This is a genomic window from Pseudomonas sp. P1.8 (genome assembly GCF_001269805.1).
Taxonomy (GTDB): domain Bacteria; phylum Pseudomonadota; class Gammaproteobacteria; order Pseudomonadales; family Pseudomonadaceae; genus Aquipseudomonas.
This window is the reverse complement of the sequence record NZ_LHVM01000016.1, coordinates 554,991-580,503: the sequence shown is the minus strand read 5'-3', so window position 1 is coordinate 580,503 and position 25,513 is coordinate 554,991. Positions and strand designations below refer to the sequence as shown.

At 59.6% G+C, this 25,513-nt stretch carries 8 protein-coding genes; all 8 read right to left on the bottom strand.

Annotated features, from left to right (window positions below):
* Positions 1–128 precede the first annotated feature (128 nt).
* A complete protein-coding gene (locus AD668_RS29560) occupies positions 129–12,224 on the bottom strand; it encodes a VCBS domain-containing protein (RefSeq protein ID WP_053161249.1) in 12,096 nt (4,031 codons plus the stop codon).
* 24 nt (positions 12,225–12,248) lie between these two features.
* Positions 12,249–13,595: an HlyD family type I secretion periplasmic adaptor subunit gene (locus AD668_RS19110; protein WP_053161247.1), complete on the bottom strand. Its 1,347-nt coding sequence runs from the start codon at positions 13,593–13,595 to the stop codon at positions 12,249–12,251.
* Complete coding sequence (locus tag AD668_RS19105) at positions 13,588–15,810, bottom strand: ATP-binding cassette domain-containing protein (protein ID WP_053161246.1); 2,223 nt, start codon at positions 15,808–15,810, stop codon at positions 13,588–13,590. The genes AD668_RS19110 and AD668_RS19105 overlap by 8 nt, the downstream gene beginning before the upstream one ends.
* Positions 15,800–17,449: an ABC transporter transmembrane domain-containing protein gene (locus tag AD668_RS19100; RefSeq protein WP_082344521.1), complete on the bottom strand. Its 1,650-nt coding sequence runs from the start codon at positions 17,447–17,449 to the stop codon at positions 15,800–15,802. The genes AD668_RS19105 and AD668_RS19100 overlap by 11 nt, the downstream gene beginning before the upstream one ends.
* 439 nt (positions 17,450–17,888) lie before the next feature.
* The gene (locus AD668_RS19095) at positions 17,889–18,347 is read right to left on the bottom strand and encodes a response regulator (RefSeq protein WP_053161244.1); all 459 of its coding nucleotides are present in this window, start codon (positions 18,345–18,347) and stop codon (positions 17,889–17,891) included.
* A 333-nt stretch (positions 18,348–18,680) separates the two neighbouring features.
* Positions 18,681–20,090, bottom strand: coding sequence for a GGDEF domain-containing protein (locus AD668_RS19090; protein ID WP_053161242.1), 1,410 nt, complete (start codon positions 20,088–20,090; stop codon positions 18,681–18,683).
* Positions 20,091–20,153: 63 nt separating this feature from the next.
* Complete coding sequence (locus AD668_RS19085; RefSeq protein WP_082344520.1) at positions 20,154–21,278, bottom strand: two-component system response regulator; 1,125 nt, start codon at positions 21,276–21,278, stop codon at positions 20,154–20,156.
* 234 nt (positions 21,279–21,512) lie between these two features.
* The gene (locus tag AD668_RS19080) at positions 21,513–25,259 is read right to left on the bottom strand and encodes a PAS domain-containing hybrid sensor histidine kinase/response regulator (protein ID WP_053161238.1); all 3,747 of its coding nucleotides are present in this window, start codon (positions 25,257–25,259) and stop codon (positions 21,513–21,515) included.
* Between the last annotated feature and the right edge of the window lie 254 nt (positions 25,260–25,513).

The following is a 25,513-nucleotide window of genomic DNA, read 5'->3' as shown; positions in this document are numbered from 1 at the left end:
TTGTTGCGAAGGTCCGGGCACCCGCCGCGCGGCACGCCAAGCACTTCATAGGTGCCTGCCGAGCCGGTCGGCGACTGTAGACGTCGCTAATGGTCCGCCACGTTCTTCTCTTCGCTCCTGTCTGCCCCTCAGCCGTGATACTGCGGATCGGGATCCGGCATCGGCGCATCCGCCAAATGTGCATCGTGGTGCCCGGTGTCAGTCAGCTCGGGCGTTGCGGCTTCCGGGTGCAACGGGCTATCCGGGGGCGGTTGGTGATCCAGCGATAGCGCTGGATCTGGCTGGCTGAGGTGGGCTGCATCCACGCCACCGAGCTGTAGGTATTCCTCGACTGACGATCGCGCTGAATTATCTCCATGCTGGGCCGATGTGCTGTCGCTATGCCTATCGAGCCCTGCCAAATGATCAGCATCGGTCTGGGCAAATTGCAGGTAAAGATCCACGGCTGAAGGCTGGGCGGTCGTAGCGTGCGCCGCATCGCCAGCACTTGCTTGCTGTGCCGTCCCATCCGGAGAGTCCTGGTGCTCTGCCGGCGGGTTGTCAACTGTGGAGGGCTCTACAGCCATATTGGCTATATAACCCGACACGCTTGGTGCATCGTTGACAGCTGCCGCACTCATGACACTCAGGTTGGGTACATCATTGAGGCCAGTCAGGGTGATGGTCACGTTGTGCGTGGTGCCATCGACACTACTGACCGAAAAGTGCTCAGTCAGTTGTTCACCTTCGGCCAATTGCTGCACGGCAGCCTGGTTGTTGTCGGCGCTGTAGTGCCAGGCACCGCTGGCGTCGATATCGAGCAAACCATAAGAGCCCACCAGCGCGTCCGCACCGTTATGCGCTACGAACGACGCTCCGTTGTCGTCGGGGTCGCTGATGGTGAGTTGACCGTTGGTTTCCAGTAAATGGGGGGTATCGGTGTAGCCTTCTTTCTGGACGTTGCCAATATCGACGCCTGCAATCACCGCCGCCTGGTTAGTGCCGGTCAGCGTGATGATCAGGTCCTGTGTCGCTGCCGCACCTTGACTGTCAGTGACGGCAATCGCAATGGTCAGTACCTGCGTCGCCCCTTCGGCAAGGTGCTGCCAGGCCGCATCGGCCGGGTCGAAACTGTAGCTGCCATCGGCATTCAAGGTGAAGCCTGCCACGCTCGCGCTGGTGCTGTAGATCAACGTGTCGCCGGTGTCGATATCGGTGCCGAGCAACTGGCCAGTGACCATGGCACCCTCTTCCATCGCGTCCTGCGCGCTGATGGCGTTGAGTAGCGGTACGTCATTGGTGCCAATCAACGTCACGCTGATCTGGTGCTGGGTGCCGTCGGTACTGCTGACGGTGAAATAGTCGCTGACCTGGGCACCCTCGCCCAGTTGTTGAATGGCAATCTGGCTGTTATCCGCCGTGTAGTGCCAGGCGCCGCTGGCGTCGAGGGTCAGACTGCCAAAAGTGCCCAAGAGCGGGCTGCTGCCACCGTGCGCGACGAATTGAGCTTCGTCGCTGTCAGGGTCACTGACGGTGAGCTGGCCCCCGGTTTCCAGTTGGCCGGTGACACTCTGATCCTCAATGACGCTGCCGCTATCTACCCCGGCGATCACGGCACCCTGGTTCGTACCGGTCAGCGTGATGGTCAATATCTGCGTGGTACTGGCGCCGTGATTATCAGTGACTGTCAGCGGGATGCTCAGGGTCAGCGTCGCACCGGCGTTCAGGCTTTGATAGGCCGCGTTGCTCGGGTCGAAATGGTAGGTGCCATCGGGGTCGATAGTAAAACCATCGACCGTAGCATTACTGCTGTAAGTCAGCGAATCGCCGGTGTCGACGTCTGTCGCCGTTGCATGGCCGGTGATGGCAGCGTCGCCTTCGGTGATCGTACGTGCAGTCAGCACGCTCATGACTGGCAGGTCGTTGCTGCCGGTGATGGTTATCACCAGGTTTTGCGTGGCTGTCGCACCTTGACTGTCGGTGACGATGATCGGAATGGTCAGTACCTGCGTCGCCCCTTCGGCAAGGTGCTGCCAGGCTGTATCGGTCGGGTCGAAGCTGTAGCTGCCATCGGCGTTCAAGGTGAAGCCGGCTACGCTCAACGTACTGCTGTAGATCAACGTGTCGCCCGTGTCGGTATCGGTGCCGAGCAACTGGCCAGTGACCCTGGCGCCCTCTTCAATCGCGTTTTGCGCGGTGAGCACACTCAGCACCGGCACATCGTTGGTACCGTGCACCATGATGCTGATCTGGTACGGCGTACCGTCGGCGCTGGTCAGACTGACATTATCGGTCAGGGTCGCGCCTTGGCCCAGGTGTTGAATGGCATCCTGGGCGTTGTCCACCGAGTAGCGCCAGGTGCCGTCACCGTGTAACTCCAGGATGCCATAGGCGCCCTGCACGGTCTGCGCATTGATAATGCCTTCGCCGGTATCGACGTCAGTCAGGTGGATCTGCCCGGAAACCACCAGTTGACCATTGGTGACATCCTGGTCCTCGGTGAGGTCGCCGGTGCGCTGCCCCGTGATGCTGGCGGCATCGTTGGTGCCGTGGACGTCGATGGTAATGACCTGCGTGACTTCACCGCCATGTTGGTCTCTGCCGTGAGCAATGAAGGTCTCGCTAACGACTTGCCCATCCTTGAGCGCCTGCACCTGAGGTGAGTTGCCATTGAGCAGGTAGTTCCAGGTGCCATTGGCATACATCTCAAAATGGCCATACGCACCAGCCGTGTTCATGCCAGTCCACTGGGTGATGTCGCCGGTATCCACGTCATTGGTGGTCAACTGGCCATGACTGTTGGACGTGGTGTCTTCCGTGGTGCTGCCGCGCACGTCGCCGCCCACCACGGGCAGGTCGTTACTGCCGCGGATGGTAATGATCACGTCCTTGCCCGCCGATACACCGTTGCCGTCGACGGCCGTGACATGGAATGTCTCGGTGAGACTGTCGCCCGCGTTGAGTGCCTTGACAGCGGGGTTCAGCACATTGAGCGTATAAATCCAGGCGCCATCGCTTGCGACTTCGAAATGGCCATGGGCGCTGTCCACAGACTGGGGGTTGACCGTCGCGACGTCGCCGGCATCCGGATCGCTCGCCAGCAGCTTGCCGCTGGTCTGGATGATGCTTCGATCGGTAACGGAACCTGTAGTCGCACCGTTGATCACCGGCGCATCGTTAATCCCGCTCACCCGCAGACGGATCTGTTCCAGGGCCATATGACCGTTGCCGTCTCTGACCTGCACGGTAAAAGTGTCAGTGAGTTGTTGGCCCGCAGCCAGGCTTTTCAGTGCTGAGTTGGCATCGGCCTGATCGAGCTGATAGTGCCAACTGCCGTCCGGATCAATCGACAGCGTGCCAAATTGGCCTTGCGAGCTCGATACCAGGCTGAAGCTGAAAGTCTCGCTGATATCCGGATCGAGGACCGGGATTTTTCCAGCCAGTGTTTCCTTGCCGCCAGGTACGGCGATGCCGTCAGTGACACTGGGGATCATCGGGCCGTCGGCCGTGCCATACACGGTCACGACGACTTCACGTGAGCTGGTCCCGTTGTGATTGTCGATGACATTGACCCAAAAGCGTTCGACGACTGACTCGCCGGCATTCAAGTACTGCGCCTTGGCATTGTCGAGGTGGTAGGACCAGTCACCGTTGTTGTCGATGCTGAAATCGCCGAGTTGGCCTTTGCCATCCTGCACGCTCCAGGTCGTGCTGTCGCCGGTGTTCAGATCCTGCACCGCGAGACTGCCACTGGCGGTGAACTGTTGGTCCTCGATCGTCGTGCCCTGGAGCACGCCGATGATTTGTGGTGTGTCGTTGGTACCATTGATGGTCACGGTGAACTGCGTTTGCACCTTATTGCCACTGGCGTCAACGCCGTTAACGTTGAAATACTCCTGGACTGACTGTCCTTCATTGAGCGCCTGGACCTGCGCCGCATCGTTATGCAAGTTATAAACCCACGCTCCGTCGGGCCCCAGGGTAAGGACACCGAAGGTACCGTTGACGGGCGTCACCTGCCAGGTGACTGGGCAGCCGATGGGCGAAACGCCGGTCAGCAGGCCTGAGCGTATGAGTGAAACATCCTCGGTCACGCTGACACTGACTGACGGCAGGGTCAGCGGGGGCGTGCCGGTATCACCGCCGCCTGTGCCTGGATCGGGCGGCGCGTCAGGGGCCTGGGTGCCGACCACGCTGACGTTGACGAAGCATTCCACGCTAACGCCCTGATTGTCAGTCAGTAACACACGAAAGCTATCCGTCGCCTGATCACCAGGCTGTAACGCCTTGGTGTCGGCGTCGTTTACGTCGAGCGTGTAGGTCCAGCGTCCATGGTCGTCGAGCGTCAAGGTACCGAACGTGCCCTGGCCGTCACTGAGGCTCCAGGTGTTGATGTCGCCCTGATCCGGGTCGTAGCCGACCAGCCGCCCGGATGCGGTGTGTGAGACGTATTCGAACACCACGCCGGTGGTAACGCCGCTGATGACCGGCGCATCGTTGGTGCCGTGCACCGTGATCGTGACCGGCTGGTAGGTGACGCCGCCATTCTGATCGTGCGCCGCGATGGTGAAGGTTTCGGTGACGGACTGTCCTTCGGCGAGGGCCTGGACGTACGCCTGCGAGTCGAACAGCTGATAGGTCCACTGCCCATCGGTGTTCAAGGAAAAATGGCCGTAGGTGCCGGCGTACTGACTCTGCTCGAAGCTCGACTGGTCGCCGCTGTCCACATCATTGACGCAGAGGCGCCCGGTGACGCTGTTCTGCTGGTCTTCGGTGACATCACCACTGTCGACGCCACTGATAAACGGCGCATCGTTGTGGCCATGAACCGTGATAGTGATGTCCTTGAAGTCGGTCGCACCGTGCGGGTCGGTCACCTGGACGCGGAACGTCTCGGTTGCGCTAGCGCCCTGCCCCAAGGCATCGACACTGGCCGAGCCCGTGTCCAGCTGGTAGGTCCAGACACCCTGCGCATTGAGGGTCAGCGTACCGAGCTGACCATGCGGCTCGCCGATGATGGCCCAACTGGCGGTATCACCGATGTCCACATCGCCAGGCAGCAACTTGCCGCTGACACGGGTAGCAATGTCCTCGGTTACTTCGCCGCTGCTGGTACCGCCGATGTATGGGCCGTCATTGGTCCCATGGACCTGCACCTGAATCGTGGCGGAGCTGCGTTCACCAGCCGCGTCAGTGATATTGACGACAAAGCGATCGACGACCGTCGCACCTTCGGCGAGTCGATCCGCTTTGTCGTGGTCGAGCGTGTAGGTCCAATGCCCGTTCTGATCGAGCGTCAACGTGCCGTAACTGCCAACACTCTGTCCGCTGTAACCATCGATCGACCAGGTCAACGTGTCGCCGATGTCCGGGTCGCCACTGGCAATAGTGCCTTGGGCAGTGGTCGAGCCGATCTGGTCCTCGGTCACATCTCCCGTGAGCGCGGGCGAATTCGGGTCGATGGCCGGGCCGTCATTGGTGCCGGTGACCTGAAGGGTGACCTGCTGATCGGCATGACCGCCGTGGTTGTCGGTGACGCGTACGATGAAGCTGTCTTGTGGCGTGTCGCCAGCCTTGATCGACTGTGAGCGCGCAACATCGAGGCGATACGTCCAATTGCCGTTCTGATCGATGCTGAGCGTGCCATAAATACCTTGCGGCGTGAGCACCTGCCACGTCCCCAGCTTGTCGCCTGTGTCGATGTCGTTGAACGACAGCGCACCGCTGGCGGTCATGGTCCGGTCTTCGACCACGCTACCCTGATGAGCGCCGCTGATGGCTGGATTGTCGTTGCTGCCGTTGACCTCGATCGAGATCACCTGATTGACCGGCGTGCCGGACGCATCGGTGCCACGCACGGTAAAGTTATCGGTATGGCGCTCGCCCACCGCCAGGGCCTGGGTGGCGGCGCGTGAGTTGTCGAGGCTGTAGTTCCAGGTACCGGTCGAGGTGTCGAACGTCAAGGTGCCGTAGGTACCGCCGCCGTTGACCAGCGACCAGGTGAAGGTGTCACCGGTGTCCGGGTCGGCATGAGTCAGGGTGCCGCAAACCGCGCTCTGCAGGTCATCCTCGGTAACCGCTGCGGTGCTGCTGCCACTGATCACGGGCAGATCGTTGGTCCCGCTGATGACGATGTCCACGGTCCGCTGCGTGATAGCGCCGTGGTTGTCGGTGACGGTGGCAATGAAGCTGTCGTGCACCTGCTGGCCGGCCGCCAGGGCCTGGGTCGCTGCGCGACTATTGTCCAGGGTGTAAATCCAGCTACCACTTGCGGCGTCGAGGGCCAGGGTGCCGTAGCTGCCCTCGGTCGACGTCAGGCTCCAGGACAGACGGGCGTCGGAATCGACATCACTGGCCACCAGCAGGCCGGTGGCCGTGCGTACGGCGGCATCTTCAGTGACCGCACCGATGAGGACGGAGCTCGGGCCAATCTGCGGCGCATCGTTGGTGCCCAGCAGGGTGACCGTGATCTGATGCGCCGTTCCATCAACGCTGCGCACGGTGAATGTGTCCGTCACCGTCGCGCCTTCGCTCAGTTTCTGCACGGCCGCAAGGTTGTTGTCGGCGCTGTAGTGCCAGGCGCCACTGGCATCGATGGTCAGACTGCCATAAGTGCCCGCGAGGGCGCCGGTGCCAGTGTGCGGCGTGAATGCCGCCTCGCCTTTGTCCACGTCGCTGATGGTCAGTTGGCCGCCGGTTTCCAGTAGATGACCGCTGGTGACCAGGTCTTCGGTGACGCCGCCGCTATCGACGCCGGCGATGGCCGCACCCTGGTTGGTGCCTGTCAGGGTGATGGTCAGGATTTTCGTCGCAGTGGCGCCGTGGTTGTCGGTCACCGTCAGCGGGATGCTCAAAATCTGCTTCGCACCGGCGTTCAGGCTTTGATAGGCCGCGTTGCTTGGGTCGAAATGGTAAGTGCCGTCCGGGTCGATGCTGAAACCATCGACCGTCGCCGACGTGCTGTAGATGAGCACATCGCCGGTGTCGATATCGGTGGCAACGGCCTGGCCGGTGATCGCGACGCCTCCTTCGGTGGCCGTGCGTGCAGCTAGCACGCTCATCACCGGCAAATCGTTGCTGCCGGTAATGGTAATCACCAGGTTCTGCGTGGCTGTGGCGCCGTGGTTGTCGGTCACCGTCACCGCAATGGTCAGGACCTGCTGTGCCCCTGCGGCCAGGTGTTGGTAAGCCGCGTCGCCGGGGTTAAAGCTGTAACTGCCGTTGGCATTGAGAGTGAATCCGGCAACGGTCGCGGTTGCGCTGTAACTCAGCGTATCGCCGGTGTCGATGTCGGTCGCCGTCAGTTGCCCGGTGACCTTGGCACCATCTTCCACCGCGTTCTGCGCGGTGATGGCGTTGAGTACCGGCACATCGTTGGTACCGTTCAACGTGATCGTCACGGTATGCGGGGTGCCGTCGACGCTGGTAATGGTGAAGTGTTCGCTCAACGTGGCGCCCTGCCCCAGTTGCTGCACCGCCGCCTGGTTGTTGTCGGCGCTGTAGTGCCAGGCGCCGCTGGCGTCGATACTCAAGCTGCCGTAGCTACCGGTCAGTGCCGCGGCACCCGAATACTCGGTAAATACCGCTTGGTCGCTGTCCGGATCGCTGATGGTCAACTGGCCAGCCGCCTCCAACAGATGCGTGCCCGGGGAGTCAAAGTCCTCGGTGACGCCACCGGTATCCCGCCCGGCGATGACGGCACCCTGGTTGGTGCCGATCAGGGTAATGCTCAAAATCTGCGTCGCCGTACCGCCGTTGCCGTCGTTGACGCTCACCGGGATGTTCAGGGTCTGCGTGGCACCGTCAACCAAGTGCTGGTACGCGGCGTTCGACGGGTCGAACGAATAAGCGCCATTGGCGCTCAGGGTGAAGCCCGGTACCTGCGCCGAAGTGCTAAAGCTCAGGATGTCGCGAGTATCGACATCGGTGGCATTGAGCTGTCCGTGTACCACGGCACCGCCTTCCAGCACGTTCTGGGACGGTACATTCAGCAGCACCGGGTTGTCATTGGTACCCCGTACACTGATGACGACGTCCTGACGAGCCGACGCGCCATGTTCGTCGGTGACCAGCACACTGAAGTGCTCGCTGACCTGTTGCCCCTGCGCCAGACCTTGGGTGGCTGGACGACTATTGTCCAGGGTGTAGGTCCACTGGCCGCTGTCCTCGTCGATGGCCAATGAGCCGTAGACACCAGACGCAGACACCAGGCTCCAGTTGAGCTGGCTGCCGTTATCGACGTCACTGGCGCTCAGCGCGCCGACTACCGTGTTCGCCGTGGCGTCCTCGGTGATCGCACCGGTGGTAATCGAACTCTGGCTGATCACCGGCACATCGTTGGTGCCGCTCAGGCTGATGATCAGGGTCTGCGTGACGCTGCCGCCATGGTTGTCGGTGACCGTCAGCGGGATGCTCAGGGTCAGCGTCGCACCGGCGTTCAGGCTTTGATAGGCCGCGTTGCTCGGGTCGAAATGGTAGGTGCCATCGGGGTCGATGCTGAAACCGTCGACATCGGCCGACGTGCTGTAGGTGAGCACGTCGCCGGTGTCGATGTCGGTCGCCGTGGCATAACCGGTGATGGCCGCGTCGTCTTCGGTGGACGTGCGTGCGGTCAGTACGCTCATCACCGGCAGGTCGTTGCTGCCGGTGATGGTAATCACCAGGTTCTGCGTGGCGGTGGCGCCGTGGCTGTCGGTCACCGTCAGCGGGATCGTCAGGACCTGCCGGGCCCCTTCGGCCAGGTGTTGGTAAGCCGCATCGCCGGGGTTAAAGCTGTAGCTGCCATCGGCGTTCAAGGTTAATCCGGCCACGCTCGCGGTGCTGCTGTAAATCAGCGTGTCGCCGGTATCCACGTCGGTGCCGACGAGCTGCCCGAAGACCCTCGCACCATCCTCGTCGGCACTTTGTGCGGCGATAGCATTGAGTACCGGCACATCATTGGTGCCGATCAGCGTCACGCTGATCTGGTGCTGAGTGCCGTCAGTGCTGGTAACGGTAAAGTGGTCGCTGACCTGGGCGCCCTCGCCCAGCCGTTGAATGGCAATCTGGTTGTTGTCCGCCGTGTAGTGCCAGGCGCCGCTCGCATCGAGGGTCAGACTGCCATAGGTGCCCAAGAGCGGACTGGTGCCGTCGTGCGCGACGAATTGAGCTTCGTCGCGGTCAGGGTCGCTGATGCTCAGCTGGCCCCCGGTTTCCAGTTGGCCGGTGGCACACTGATCCTCAATGACGCTGGCGCTATTCACCCCGGCGATCACGGCACCCTGGTTGGTACCGGTCAGCGTGATGGTCAGCATCTGCGTTGCCGTGCCGCCATGATTGTCGGTCACCGTCAGCGCGATACTCAGGGTCAGCGTCGCACCGGCGTTCAGGCTTTGATAGGCCGCATTGCTCGGGTCGAAATGGTAGGTGCCATCGGGGTCGATACTGAAACCGTCGACATTGGCCGACGTGCTGTAGGTGAGCACGTCGCCGGTGTCGATGTCGGTTGCCGTGGCATAACCGGTGATGGGCCCGTCGCCTTCGGCGGCGTTCTCGCCCGCATGCACGTTCATCACCGGCAGGTCGTTGCTGCCGGTGAGCGTGATGAGCAGGTTCTGCGTCGCCGTGGCGCCGTGGCTGTCGGTCACCGTCACCGGGATCGTCAGGATCTGTTGGGCCCCTTCGGCCAGGTGTTGGTAAGCCGCATCGCCGGGGTCAAAGCTGTAGCTGCCGTCGGCATTGAGGTTGAAGCCGGGGGTGAACGAGGTTGTGGCGTAGCTTAGCGTGTCGCCAGTATCCACGTCGGTACCGACAAGCTGGCCGTACACGACGGTGTCGTCTTCGGTGAGATTCTGCGCCGGGATCTGCAGCAGCACAGGGTTGTCATTGGTTCCGCGCACACTGATATCGATGTGCTGTTGCGCTACTGCGCCATGCTCATCGGTGACCAGCGCAGTGAAGTGCTCTGTGACCTGCTGACCCTCTGCCAGGGCCTGGGTGACGGGACGACTGTTGTCCAGGGTGTAAATCCACTCGCCACTGAGCGAGTCGATGGACAATGTACCAAAGGTTCCCTCTATCGGCTCCAGGCTCCAGCTGAGCTGGCTGCCGATATCGACGTCGTTCGCGACCAGCACACCCGTCACCGTGTTCTGCGTAACGTCCTCCAGGATCGATCCGCTAGTGATGGAGTCGTGACTAATAACCGGCACATCGTTGGTACCGGTCAGGGTGACATCGATGTTCTGCTGGGTGCCATCGACGCTGGTAATCGTGAAGTGATCGGTCAGCGTGTCGCCTTGCCCCAGTCGCCGCACAGCTGCCTGTTTGCTATCAGCCGCGTAATGCCAGGCACCGGACGCGTCAAGGGTCAGCACCCCGTATCGGCCGGCCAGGGCGTCGCTGGCGCCGTGGGGCGAGAACCGGGTTTCGCCGCTGTCTGGATCGCTGATGGTCAGCTGCCCGCCCGTTTCCAGCAGGTCCGTGCTGCTGGTGTTGTCGTCGGAGACCGTTCCGCTGAGCGCGCCACTGATGACGGCTCCCTGGTTAGTCCCGGTTACGGTAATGACCAGATTTTGCGTGGCCGAACCACCATGTTCGTCGGTGACTGTCAGCGGGATAACCAGCGTTTGCTGAGCCCCGGCGGGTAACGATCGATAGGTGCTGTGGGCCGGGTCGAAGCTGTAGCTGCCATCCGGATTGAGGGTGAAGCCGTCGACCTCGGCTGCGGTGCCAAAGGTCAAACTGTGGCCATCATCCACGTCGCTGGCATTGAGTTGTCCCGTCAACAGCGGGTCGCCTTCAGCGGCTGTACGCGCAACGAGGGTGTTGAGCACTGGCAGGTCGTTGCTGCCGGTGAGATTGATCACCAGGTTCTGCGTGGCGGTGCCGCCATGGCCATCGCTGACCGTTACCGGGATGACCAATTGCCGCGTGTCGCCTTCGGCCAGGTACCGGTAGGCGGAGTTGCTTGGGTCGAAACGATAGCTGCCATCCGCTGCCAGGATGAAGCCAGGTACATCGGCAGTGGTGTTGAAACTGAGCTGGTCGAGCGTGTCGACATCGGTGGCAGTGACTAGCCCCTGAATACTGTCGCCATCTTGCGTCGCCTGGAGCGAGTCGATGCGACCAATGATCGGGTCATCATTGAGTCCGATGATGGTGATGTTCAGGCGCGCGGAGGATGTCGCACCGTACTCGTCGACCACACTGGCGAGGAATGACTCAGTAGCCAACTCGCCCTCGGCGAGCCCCTGAGTCGCGCCTCGGTCGTTGTCGAGGTGATACTGCCACTGGCCGGTGGCCGCATCGAGCGTCAATTCGCCGTATTGGCCGTGCACGGTGTCGACCTGCCAGTGCAGCTGGGCGCCCTGGTCTGCGTCCTGAGCCTCAAGCTGACCGCTGGCGAATGTTTGCCCGTCTTCGCGACTGCTGCCGGTGAGTACCGAACCTTGAGTGATTTGCGGGCGGTCGTTGGTGCCTTGCAGGTCAATGCGAATCAGCAGATCGACGGGCGCACTATGGCCCGAACTGGCGCGCACCAGAAACTCCTCGATGACATGCTGGCCTTCGTTCAGCCCCTGAAACGCCGGGCTGGTTTCGTTCGGGGTGTAAAGCCAGCGGCCATCGGGCGCGACTTGCAACTGTCCGTACACGCCATCCGGCGCCAGCGCCTGCCATTGGACAGCCGCGCCGGCCTCGCCACCGCTTACACTCAGATGGCCGCTGATCTGATGTTGACTATCTTCAATCACACTGCCGGCGAGATCACCGGCAGCCAACAATGGCGACGAGCCTTCGTCGCGGCCCGATGCGTGCGGAGTAAGCAGTGCGCTGGCATCGCCTCCGACAGGCACCAGGTCGGTAGCCGGTAACGCTGCTGAACCCAGGTCAGCTGTCACAAAAGCCCGGGCCGCAGTGTTGATGCTCGGCGAAGGCATATTGCCGCCAGCATCGGCATCGAAGCCAGTCGGGCTGTATGCAGGTGTCGCAACGACTGGCACCTGGCCAGGCTCGGGCAATGGCTGCTCGGCGCTGGCATACGCCGGGGCACTGCCATGCGGTTGCTCGGGGGCACCGCCGGCGTGGGGTTGCTCGCCAGGCAGTGTTTCCCCTTGCTTGTCTTCGGTCCAGCCCAGCGGGCTCTTTTCCTCAACCGGATCTTGCTTGCCCAGTGGCTGCTCATGCGCACGCAGGCGCTTGGCGGCTTCGTCCGGGCTCATCCCCGGGTGTGCGCCAAATGTCGAACCGTCAAAATTATTGGTCATGGTCAATTACTTTTGCACCTGCACCTAGCGTTCGTGGAATGCCATATCGGCACCGAGGAAAACGGGTTTGGCCAGATACTGGAACACCGACTTGCGGCCAGTGACGATATCCGCTTCACCGGTCATGCCCGGGATCAGTTGGCGGTCCGCGTCGGTCCCGACGAAGGCCTTGTCGAGCTGGATATCAACCTTGTAATAAGTCGCGCCGGTTTGCTCCTGACGAAACGCCGATGGCGAGATGCGTTTGACCTTGCCCGGCACTGAACCGAAGCGGCTGAAGTCGAAGGCATCGACCTTGACCAGTGTGTTTTGCCCGATCCGTACGAACCCGATATCGCGTGGCGAGACCAGTACTTCCATCACCACGCCGCCTTCGCTAGGCACCAGCTCCGCCACCGTACCGCCAGGTGCAATCACCGCGCCAGCGCGGGTATCGGGCAGTTGCTTGATAAAACCGGCCACTGGCGCCACAACGTCGGTGCGCTTATGGCGATCTTTGAGGGCAACTATCTCGGCATCCAGCTCTTTAATTTTCTCGATCAGCTCGCTGCGCCTGGCCCCAGCCTTCTGATTGACCTCGTCCAGCACCTGCTGCAGCGCCGCCTGGGCCACGGCGATGGTCTTTTGCAGTTCGGCGATACGCGATTGCAACTGGGCCAGGTTGCGTTCGACCTCCGCCGCATGCTCCTGCGCCTCGGCCATGCGCACAGCAGAAATAGCCCCCCTGGCGAAGCCGTCCTGGTAGCGGGCCTGGACGCCAAGGGCCAGGTTCAATTGATTGCGCATCGCAGGCAATTCGCCCTGTGCACCGGTAAGCGCCGCCTTCTGTTGTTCGAAGACGGTACGCTTGGAATCGGCGAGTGAAGAGTTAAGGGCCAGCTCATTGAGGTAACGCTTGATCGCATCCGCCACCAGAACCGGCTGATCGGCGAAAGCGGAAAAAATCGGCTGACGTGTCTCGATGACAGCTCCCCACAGTTCGAGATCGATCTGCAGGGCGGAGCGCCGCACACCGACCTGATCGAGATCTTTCTGCACATCGGTCGTGGCAAACCGGGCGATGACCTGCCCCGCCTTGACATGTTCGTTCGCCTCGACCAGCAGTTCAGTGAGGATGCCGCCCTCCTTCGACTGCACGAGCTGAATACGCGACACCGGCTGAACCTCTCCACGCGCCTTGGCCAGCTCATCAACCTGAGCGATCAGCGTCCAGAGCAGGAACAGCACCACAAGGGCAACAATGGCCAACAGCATGCGTCGCAATTGCCGCGAACTGCGGCCATCGTTAAGCAAGTTGGCAATATTGGCGCTGGCACGGTCGTCGGCCCCAGTGATGGTAATGATTTTTGGAAGTGGGTCGATCTTAAGCATGAATCGGTCCTTTTAAACTGTCCTGCGCCGCCGCTTTCGGGCTCTGAAGGGCGACTGGCCCGATATGAATCAATTTGCCCTGATCGAGAATCACGATCTGGTCTGCGGTTTCGATCAGGTCCGCACGGTGAGTAGCAATCACCACGGTGCTGATGCCACGCAGGTTGTCGAGCAGGCGCTTGAACATGCCGTCCAGTACCGGATCGCCGTCGCGCAACGGGTCATCCAGCAAAAGCAAGGGTGGATCGTCCAGTACGGCTTCGACCATTCCCACCACGTGACGTATGCGCAGGGCGTCGGGGTCTTCGCGCCAAGGATCGAGCTGCAGGCTCAGCGCCTCTTCCTCAGTCGTGCAGCCGAGCAAACTCCACCAGGTTTCGCCCGCTACACGGGAGAAACAGGCAACGATGCGCTCGTCACAGGCAGACGGATGGGACAGCTGGAGGAAATCACGCACCGATAACGGGAGGTTCTGCAGGGTCTGCGCATGAAAGCCGACCCAGACGCGGTAATCCGCTGGATCGAACTGGCGGATGTCCCGCCCATCGAGCACCACGCGGCCACTCTGTGGCAGGCGCACGCCGGACAGGCACTGCAACAGAGTGCTTTTGCCGGCGCCGTTGGGCCCGACCACCACCACACGCTGGCCCGGCTGCAACTCAAAACTGATGCCGTTGAGTGCAGGTTCCTGCTCGGCGGTATAGCGATAGTACAAATGGTCCACGGCGATACGAGGCGCCAGCGGTTCGATCGGCGAATACATTTGCGGGTGTTGCGCCTCGCCAGCGGACTGCATCAGCCGCTCCAGTTGCAGGCGCGATTCTCTGATCTGGCTCATGCGCAGGCTGAGGGAAAAGAATTGCTGGGCCGGGGTGGTAACGTGCCAGACCAGCATCATCGTGGCGATCAGCCCGCCCGCCGTCATACCTTGAGCCAGGACCAGCGCGATGCCGGCGGCCATGGTGCCAAGCACAGTGAACATGCCCAGCGCCTGGCCGATGCTCTGCACCAGCGCCTGGGCCAGGGCCAGATCACGATTGGCCTTTGCCGCCTGGCTGGACATATCGCGCATGCGCCGCAACCAGTGGTGGTTGCCACTGATGCCCTGAAGGGAGCGAAGTCGCTGGATACCGCTGGAGTATTCCTCCAGCAGTCGGTTGCCAACGCGGCTTGCGTGAACGGCTTTGCGCTGTACATAGGGCTGTACTAACCAGGCAGCGAGCAAGAACAGCAGCAGCCCGATGATTGGCACGAAAACGATCCATCCGCCAAGCAACGCGATTACCACGATGAACACCAACACGAACGGATAGTCGACCAGCGCCACACCGCCGGCACCGCTAAGGTACTGACGCACGCCTTCCAGCGAGCGCATGCGGTTGAGGTTGTTGTTCAGGCCCAGCCGCGATGAGTATTCCAACGGCAGGCCGAGAGTTTTGCGAAACGCCGCGGTACCAATGCTTGCGCCGGCCCATGCACCCATGCGCGCAAGCAGTGAAGCGCGCCCGAGGCGCAGCCCCCAACCACTGATGATGGCGATGATCGCCCCCAATCCCAGAGTGGTCAGCGTGCCAGTGGCGCCACTGGGGATCACTGAGTTGTAGACGGTCATGGTGAACAACGACACCGACAATGCCAGGAGGTTGGTGACCAGGCTGATAAGCCCAATCCCGACCAGCTCGCGCCGGGCCTTCGCCATCAGCCGCGCAAACCAGTCGGGCTGGGGAGCGTCGAGGGGGATGAACCCGGCTTTGCGCTGGATCATCAGAAACTCGGTGCCACTCGACGGCTGCCAGCCTTCGACCGGGCTGACTCCGTCATGCCACCAGTCATTGCTCTCAAGGCGCCCGAGATAGAGCATGCAATGCTCATCGGTGAGTGCCAGGGTGCCGACCGGCAGGCTTTCCATCAGGTTGTCGCGGTTGCCATGGGGTAAGTAATCAGAGCGGAATCCGATGTCCACCAACAGTGTGCGCAAGTCTTCTACGGTAAAACCGGCGCCTTGAGGCGGAAGGCTGGGCACCAGATTGCGCGGCGCACCGAACCAGTCCAGCGTCACCAGCAGTGCGGGCAGGCAGCGGGCGATCGCCGAGGCGCCGAGACGCGCCTCGCCCAGCAGTGTGGCGATACGCTGCATGCGCGCGCGTTCACTCCAGAACACCTGCAGTCTGCTGTCGCTTTGCGACCGGTCGGAACTGATATTTTCAGCCTGCATGTTGATGACTCCTGCCAATGTGGATGCTGCGATCGCACGCGCCAATCATGATCGGCTTGTTACTGGCCACCAGCACCGTGGGGCGTCCGGCCATGTTTTGCAGCAACTCGGCAAGGCGTTTTTGCCCGTCCAGATCAAGGCCGCTGCCAGCATGATCCAGCAGTAAGATCTTGGGCTCGCGCACCAACGCCCGAATCAGCGCGATGCGCTGGTAAACCCCTTCATCGAACTGTTCAGCGCCCAGGGCACCTATTTGCGTCAACGCGCCACTGCGCAAACGGCCGAGAAATGGCAGCAGGCCTAATGCGTCCGCATAATCGCGCGCCCGCTCGTTGTACCGAGGGTCGAACAGGGTCAGGTTGTTGAGTATCGAACCTGCCACCAAAGCCGGATGACGCGGTACCAGGCTCACGCTATGACGCAGGCTGGCGGCCGAATATTCACGCACCGAATGACCGTCCAGGCGCACTTCCAGCCCCTGCTGCCGCCCGGTACCGGCCACCAGCGCCAGCAGTTTTGACGCCAGTGCCGCATCGCAGGCATCCAGATGAACCAGTTCGCCGGAGGCAATGTTGATGGTTAGCTCGGGGTTGTTCTCCCTGAGCAGCTCAATACAGCCTTGGGTGACGATGAGCGATGTCCGGGTCTGCTCATGCGTCTGCGGATACAGCACCGCATCGCCGACCGGCAACTCAAGCAGGTGATGGACTTTCGCCTGTGCATCCCGTGCCTGCGCCAAACGCGCCAGGTAACCTAATCCGAGCATTGCCGGCCCAATGGAGCGACCGGCGAGCAATGTACAAGCGGTAAGTCCGCCAGTGCTCAGTTCGCCCTTCATCACGTCAATCGCACCAAAGATCACAATGAGTACTGTGGACAACTGGCCCAACAGCGTAGCGTTCTCGCGAACCCAGGCGACAAGCATTTCCAGGCGCGCCGACGCTTCCATGTAGTGTGCATTCATTGCGGCGTAGTTGCGGCTGAGACCGGGCTCGGCTCCGCGCGATTTGACCTCGGTCAGACCGGCAAAGGACGCCCACAACAAGTTACGGCGGCGGCTATCGGCTGCCTCGACGCGGCCCAAGGTCCGCTCGGTGGCTGTCTTGACCAGCAGCGTCATGCCTAGGGTGACCGCGAACAACACCAGCGGAATAAAAGCCAGCCAGCCACCGATGTAAGCCACCAGACCGATGTAAACGGCGATGAACGGCACCTCGTAAAGCGCCACCGTGGCATTGCCGGACCAATGATCGCGCACCTGCGCCACCGAACGAATGCCGTCGATCACACTGGCGGTACCCATGCCCTCTACGACATTGATATCCGCCTTCAGCAGCCGGTCGAAAATACGCGTGGTTGTTTCGCTTTCGTATTGCGCGGCGATGTGCGCAAACAACGCAGTGCGGCCGTAACGCAGGATGGCCTCGAGCATGATGGCGACACCGACACCGACCACCAGGAACACCGCCGTGCCGTAGGACTGGCTTGGCAAAATGCGGTCGTATATCTGCAGCAATGCCAAAGGTAAGGCCAGGGCCAGCAGATGAATCACAAATGAGACTGCTGCTATGTCCAGTCGATGAAAGCGAGAATTATCGTCGCCGACCCGCACGGTGGGTTTCGGGGTTGAGCTGTACAACAGGACTTCCTCGTGAACAGGTCACAGATGTGTAGGTAAAGCAGCAGGGGGAGCAATCACTTCTGCCAAGTGCGTGCAGTAACGCACGCCACCCACCCGCCTGCTCTGAAATGGACTGAAACCGTTTCCGCCGGGCGATGAAAAACGCTGAAAAACGCTGAAAACTTCTGAACAGCCTCCTGGGGGGAACTCTGAAGAGGACTTACGCCCAGGTGCTGGAGACTGAACGCTGGCACTGGCCAGATGTGGAGGCAAAGCGCTTGGTACAAACGCTTCAGATAAGCGCTTATACAACCTTCACACTGTCGGCCCACGTTGACAGACCACCGATCGAATCGCTGGCCAAGCGCGTGGAGCCTTCGATATACCGCTCTTCATGCAGAGCAATAGACGGTTGACTCAAGGATGCATTGCCAGGTCCTCGATGGCTTGATGATGGCTAAGGAAGATTTTCAGGCCTGAAACCAAGTTCAAGGTGAACCAAGGAGATCAGTTCGTCTGGATTGATCGGCTTGAGCAGAAAGTCGACGACATTCAAGCGCATGGCCTCGATAGCGTCTCGAACACCGGCATCTCCAGAGATGATCAAAATGGGCAGGTCAGCCCACTCAGACTCACGGATCATTCGAATCAATTGCAGACCATCGTGCGGATACATGCGTAAATCCGTAATGATCAATTCAACCGAGTTGTCGTTACTCAATGCACGCATGGCTTCAACTGCACTTCTAGCCTGCAGGCACAAAAGGCCATTGACTTGAAGAATCTCAGTCAACATCTCGCGTGTGCATGGGTCGTCCTCGACTATCAGGATTTTTTGAGGTTCCAGCGCAGCCTCTTGGAACACGGTATTGATGGCCACGAGTTCGTCGGCAGTCAGAATATTGTTATAAGGCATAGTCTTCGAACCACTTAGGTAGGAGCCGCTGGCTGCTTGTTTGCCGCCTTCAGATGAGAATTGAAAACGTCTGGTAAGTGTTGATCAGCCATGTACTCGGGGACCGACCCGGATGTTCAACGCACTTGGGCAAGGCTTGGGGCCGCTTGGCAAAGTGTTGATCGTGTTATCGCCTGCTGCACAAGATGAACATGTCATTACCATCCTCGATGAGATAACGCGACTCACTCAACGACCGCCCTCCCCCTCGGCTGAATGGCTGTCGAAAATAAAGACTGCAGTGGCGGTGATCATCGAAATTCCTGTGAGGATGGTCCAGGTTAAAGGTCGGGTTCAGACGTGCGTATGCAACGAGGGAGTACGACAGTACTCACTCACGTAGCGATCGCGGCCTTGTTGCTTGGCTTGATAAAGCAGCAGATCTGCACGCACCAGCAGGGTCGAAAAGTTTTCCTCCGGGCCTCGCCAAGCGGCGACTCCCATGCTGCAAGTGACACCAAAACTCCTTCCGCCATATTCGAGCATTGAATTGTGCAAGGTTTGCAACAGACGCTCAGCCATCGTCTGCGCACCGGTCAGATCGGTATCGGGGAGCACGATGAGGAATTCTTCGCCGCCGAAGCGGGCCACCAGGTCCGGTTGGCGCAGCGTTTGATTGAGCAACTGCGCGAAAAACTTCAGTACCTCATCTCCGCCGTCATGACCATACGTATCGTTAACCAGCTTGAAGTGGTCGATATCCACCATCAATACGCACAAAGAACTGGGCTTGCGTGTGGCGCGGGCCAACTCCGCCTCTGCTATGGATATAGCTGCCCGACGGTTGTACAACCCGGTAAGGTAGTCGCGGGTAGCTGCTCTATATTGCACCACACTGGAATCGACAAGATGCATCACCAGCCAGTTAATCATCAGTAAACACATGATTATCCCCACCAGCAGTAACATCCCGAAGCTGTTCCATTTAAGAAACTGGGGCAAAAAATTCTCGACCAGTGGCTCGCTGTAATAGCGCATCTGCAGCCCTTGGTGCAGGTTCGAAAACTGCCGGACAAACCGTTCCTGATCTGGCCCCTCAGTCGGGAGCGAGGCCGGCCAACCAGCGCCTGTGGCGGGGATATATTCCGCGTTATTGGGGGTGAAGTGGATGTCAAAGTACCAGGTTGGCATCTGATCGTCTGTCACCGCCACATGCACGACGAGCCTATCGACAAATGCCGGACCTGCCGCCGTGCGAGGCGGCAGCGGCTGTGCCTGTAACCGGGTTTGCGTTTCCTGAATCACCACGTCCCCGCCGCCGCAGCTATAGCCCAAGAGCTGCCGGCTGGTCATCTGAATCTGGCCCTCTTGTAAACTCAGGCGTGGCCTCTGAGGGGAAGGCAGAGGCGCCACCTGGTGTATCGGCACCCGTAATGTGAACTGTTTCAGTTCGTCCACACCCGCCGACTGGATCTCCGTGGTGCGCTGTTGCATGGCAATGTATTCATCTGATAAGCACCCAGGCGGAGGTGGATCGGCCTCAAGCAGCGTTTGTTGCAGTTTATGGGTCTGCTGCTGACGCACCAGGTTGGAATAATTCCAGGCGCTTCGCTGAGTGAGCAGCGCCTGCTGCCCTTCCAGAAACATTACGCGTTGGCGCTGAAAACGGTCGGCGATCCCTATGACCGTCAGCAACGACAATATGACCACAAACACCCAGCAAACGCGCTTGATCGTGCGCGCGTTCTCAACGACCCAACTCATGAGGCTTACTCCGGGGTGAATTCAGGCACCTTTTGTTTTGTGTCTGTCATTGCAAGGCAACCGTTAACCGAACATGGCCTCAAGGGGCTCTTCTGCAGCAGTGTCGGCGTAGCGCTCGGCGATTTGCTCAAACTCTTTTTCCAGCGCCATGAACGCCGCCGCGACTGCCGGATCAAAATGCCGGCCGGCACCATCACGGATGATCGCAACTGCCGTCTGGTGGGTCATTTCCGATTTGTACACCCGCCGGCTGATGACCGCGTCGTAGACATCGGCGACCGCCATCAGGCGGGCGCTCACGGGAATGGCCTCACCGGCCAGACCGCTGGGGTAACCGCTGCCATCCCATTTTTCGTGGTGGCACAGGGCAATTTCCTTGGCGATGCGCAGGAAGGGCACTTGCGCTCCCAAAAGCTCCTCAGCATGCACCAGAGCCTGATACCCCAATCGGGCATGCGTTTTCATGATCTCGAATTCGGCGGGCTCAAAGCGCCCTGGTTTGAGCAGGATCTGATCAGCTATTCCGACCTTGCCGATGTCATGCAGCGGTGCTGATTTGAACATCAGCTCGATAGTTTGTTGATCTAGATAAGGCCTGAATCGCGGGTGATTACGCAGTTTCTCAGCCAGCGCTCGAACATAATGCTGCGTTCGGCGCAAGTGATTGCCGGTCTCGTTGTCACGCGTCTCGGCCAATGACGCAAGGGCCAGAATGGTCACATCATGGGTGGCTTGTAACTCACGGGTGCGCGCCACTACTTCCTTATCGAGATAGTCGTTATGCAAGCGCAACAGGTCCGTTGTCGCCTTCAAGCGTATCTGTGTCTGCACTCGTGCCAGCAGTATTGGCGGGTTGATCGGTTTGTTCAGGTAATCGGCCGCTCCCAGCTCGAAGCCCAGGCATTCGTCTTCGTCCTGATTCCTGGCGGAAAGAAACAACACCGGCACGTCACAGAGCTTCGGATCGCTCTTAAGCGTACGGCAGACATCATGGCCATCCATCTCGGGCATCACCACATCCAGCAGGATCAGATCGGGCATCGACCGTTCGACGCTTTTCAACGCCTGCGCCCCGCTGCTAGCCACGCGCACGTGATAACGCTCACCAAGCAGTTCACTGATCAGCTGCAGATTGGCCGGCATATCATCGACTACTAATACGGTGGGCCTGTGGGTTGGACGGTTCAACTAGAGTTCCTCAAGACGAGTTCACCGATACGCGGGTAAACAAACGCTACTGTCCTGGCAGCACGAGACGGTTGTCCCCGATCGTCGCCTCGACCATGAGCGTGCAGTAACGCATGCACTGTAAAAATCTGCTCTGAAATGCCTTGAGTTTTGCCTCGCCGAACGATGAAAAACGATGAAAACTTCTGAATTAAGGTCTTTTGAGAGTCATGAAGACTTGTGCCCCATATATTTCTATCCGCTCACTGCGACGGCTTCACAGGCCTGCAGGGCCTCACTCAGGCAGACTCGAGCGCGCTCGAAGTCAAAACGTTTCACGGCGGCCTCCAGTGGCGGGAAGCGGTTCGCGAACGCGCTGCGAAGCATGCCGGCATGAATGGAAAAATAAAGCACCGTCTGCGCGTCAAAGTCCGCTAGCAGCACATCGAGATCTCGGCTTACCTGCAGCAACTCGACCCAGCTGACCTCTGTCAAAGATGCCTCGGTCTCACGGGGTAACCTCTGACGTAACTGCTCCAACAATGCCGTCAAGGGTTGCGTCAAAACGTCCAGGCAAACCTGCAATTGATCCTCGGGTCGCTTTGCTTGCAGAGCCTGTTCCAGCGAATCTGCTGCCTGAGCGACGGCGTCCGCGCCGATGGTCGCCGAGACGCCTTTGCAGCTATGCGCCAACAGTTCGGCTTGTGCCAACTCGCCCGATGCCATCGCCGCGCTCAACTTTTCTATAGAGGGACCCTGGTCGATCAGATACCGTTGCAATAATTCCAGATACAGGCTGTGCTTTCCCAACACACGGCGCAGCCCGGCAGCCATATCCACGCCATCGAGGTTAAAGCCTACATCGCAGCTGTTTGACGCCAACGGCACAGTGCGCTCCTGATTGTCTTGCGTCTCAGTGAGCAATCGTTGCAATACCGAATAGAGCATCTGCGGTTCGAAGGGCTTACTGATAAAATCGGTCATTCCTGCTGCCAGGCAAGCGTCATGATCACACTGCCTGGCGTTAGCGGTCATCGCGACGACGGGTAATGTGCTCAATCCGGGCAACTGCCGCAGTCGCCGGGTGGCCGTCAGGCCATCGAGTACCGGCATCTGCATGTCCATGAACACCAGGTCATAGCGCTCTTCGACCAACCTCCTCAGGGCGTCGCTACCATTTGCCGCAATCTCGACAACACAACCAACTGCCTGCAGTAATTCGGCGGCCACTTGCTGATTCAGTTCATTATCTTCCACCAGCAAAATGCGTGTGCCTTCGGCCACCCTCCAGTCGCTGAGGCCCTCTTCTTCGAACAGCCCCTCCAGGACATCACTCTGAGCCAGGTTCAATCGGACCTCGAACCAGAAGTTGCTGCCCTCACCCAGGACACTCTGAACGCCGACTTGGCCGCCCATCATTTCGGCCAGTTGTTTGGCGATTGCCAGCCCCAGCCCCGTGCCACCAAAGCATCTTGTCGTGGAGGCATCTGCCTGCAAAAAACTCTGGAAGATGTGTTTCAACTGTTCGGCAGAAAGACCGATACCGCTATCGATGACACTAAAGCGCAGCAAGGCATCATCCACGCCAGCCTCACGCAAGCTCACTTCAAGCCGGATGTGCCCACGTTCGGTGAACTTAACTGCGTTACTCAAGTAATTCAGCAATATTTGCCGTAGGCGCAGTGGATCCCCGCACAGGCGTTCCGGCACATTTGCGCCGACATTGAACTGCATTCCCAGGCGCTTATCGTCAATGCGAGGACGCACCTGGTCGAGCACCTCCTCCAGCATCTGAGTCAGGCTGAAGTCGCGAACCTCCAATTGAAGCTTGCCGGCCTCGATCTTGGAAAAATCCAGAATATCGTCAAGCACGCCCAGAAGGTGTCGGCTGGAACTCTGTACCTTGCTCAGGTAATCACGCTGTCGCTCGCTCAGATCTGTTCTCAAGGTGAGGTAGGTCATACCGATGATGGCGTTCATCGGCGTTCGTATCTCGTGACTCATGTTGGCAAGAAACTCAGCCTTGATACGTGAACTGTCCTCCGCCAGTTGCCGCGCCTGCCGCATCTCGTCCGCGGCCGCGTGCTGGGCAGTAACATCTTCAATGATCCAGATCGAGCCTCGCGACGACAGCTGTCCGGGCGCGACCGCTCGGGCACTCACGCTTGCCCAGAAACTGCTTCCGTCCTTGCGGCACAGTTGCATCTGTTGGTGATAGACCTCGCCGCGGTCCAGTGTTTGGCGAACTTCGGCTTCGAATGTGAGCATTGCCTCGGCGGGCATGATGTGATCCATCCAGATCAGCGGAGTGCGCTGCAACTGTTCGCCCGGTGCATAACCGAGCAACTCATCCAGCCGCGAATTGACCTGTAGAATCAACATGCCGCGCACCATGGCAAGTCCATAGGGTGCCGCGGACACAATGGCTTGCTGCTGTTCGTGCGCTTCACGCAACAGGCGCTCGTCAGCCTCGCGCTGAGTGAGATCACGGATTGCAACGCACAGACATTTGCCTTGCCCTTGACGCGCGGGCAGCAAACACAGACGCAACTCGACCGGGAAATCGCTGCCATCGGCTCGTCGGGCAATCACTTGGGCTGTTTCCAGCCCCTTGCTGGCGCAAGCCCGCTCGATCATGCGATCAACCAATGGGAGTTGACTTTCCGGCAGCAGCATCCGATAGGTTTTGCCTAACAAGTTGCCATGCGTATAGCCAAAGGTCACCTCACTTTCCTGGTTGGCCAGGATCACGCTGTGCTCATCAAACACCAGCAGCGCTTTAGGTGCGAACTCAACGATACCGCGATACCAACTCTCGGTGAGCTCCAGGGATTCCTGTCGCTGTTGTAATACGAGTGCCTGGCTCTCCAGTTGCGTTGCCTGCTGGCAGGCCTGGCCCAACAACTGCTGATTGCGCGTGCGTTGTTGCAAAAGGCTCAACAGCCCACTGAGCGGATCGACCATGGCATCGAGCAAATCCCGTTGGGCAGGGTCCAGTCGATGACTGAAATAAAGTTCAAGGCTGGCCAATTGTTGGCCATCTTGAAACAACGGCAAGCTGTAGTGAACTTGATCAGTACGCACCACACATGAAGTATCGAACAACAAGTCGACTTCACAGTCCAGGCAAGCGCTTAGATGCTGTTGCAGCGTCTCAACAAATAATTCTCGATCGCTGCACGACTGCAACGCTTGCATCAACTCGCCGAGGTGCCCTTTGACCCAATGCTGTCGAAGTAGCTCTTCATTAAGATCGACATACGCATCCAGAGCCTCAGCCAGGCTCACGACTTCCGCGAGCCCCCGCATCGGTCCCAATTCCCCGATGGTTTCCCCGGTATGCAGGCGGCGCATGCGATCGGAAAGCGCCAACAGTGGAACCATCAATTGGCGACGCAATACGACCCAAAAGACCAGCAAGCCTGCCCCTAGGGTAATCAATTGCATCAAAATACTGATGTGAGCAGCCAGCTCGGCCTTCTCCCAGGCCGCCTCGAAGTCGGCGTTCAGACGCTTACTGATGGAACTTCTAAGTTGATTAAGCGCACTGGCGAAGTTCCACTCGGAGGTGATGTAAGTGGTGCTAGCCAGCAGCGATGATGCGCCTGATCGCCAAAGCTCTTTCATGGCTGAGCGTTCCATGCCCGTCTGTTTGCGGTCCATGACTTCGACCGCGTCCAGCAATTTGCCTTCTCTTTCAGTCAGGCCAATCGCTCGAAGGTTCGTCGCGGCGTCCTGGAATGCACGGCCTTCTTTCCACTTCAGGTCATATTGGGTCAGCAATAGCTGTTCGCCCGTGCCTACGTACAAGCGAGCGAGCTGAGTAAGTTCGCTATTGAGCGTTGCCATCTGAGCAACGACGATAATGGTCTGGTGACGTCGTTCAGTGGCCTGCGCGGCTTGGTCACCGTAATACTCATCCAGCGTCACGCTAATCAGGCAGGCAACCAGCACCAAACCAAATCCTACCGAAATGAGTTTACTCAGACGCTCAAGGCTCACACCTGCTCTCCTGCGGACACTACTGCGACCCATGCCGGCAGCTAGCCCACCCAGTAAACCTGCACACCGTCAGCGCCGTTGTGAAAAACCATGATTCATTGGAACCAACTCGATGAAAAACGCTGAAAAAATATGAAATGCATTATGAAAGCCTGCCGCACGAGCCCACTGACGGTACTGAAAGAATGCCCTCTCGTTCAAGGGCGTTACCAGCCAGTGCGGCAACAGTAGGCTTGGAGCCTATTGGGCAAAGC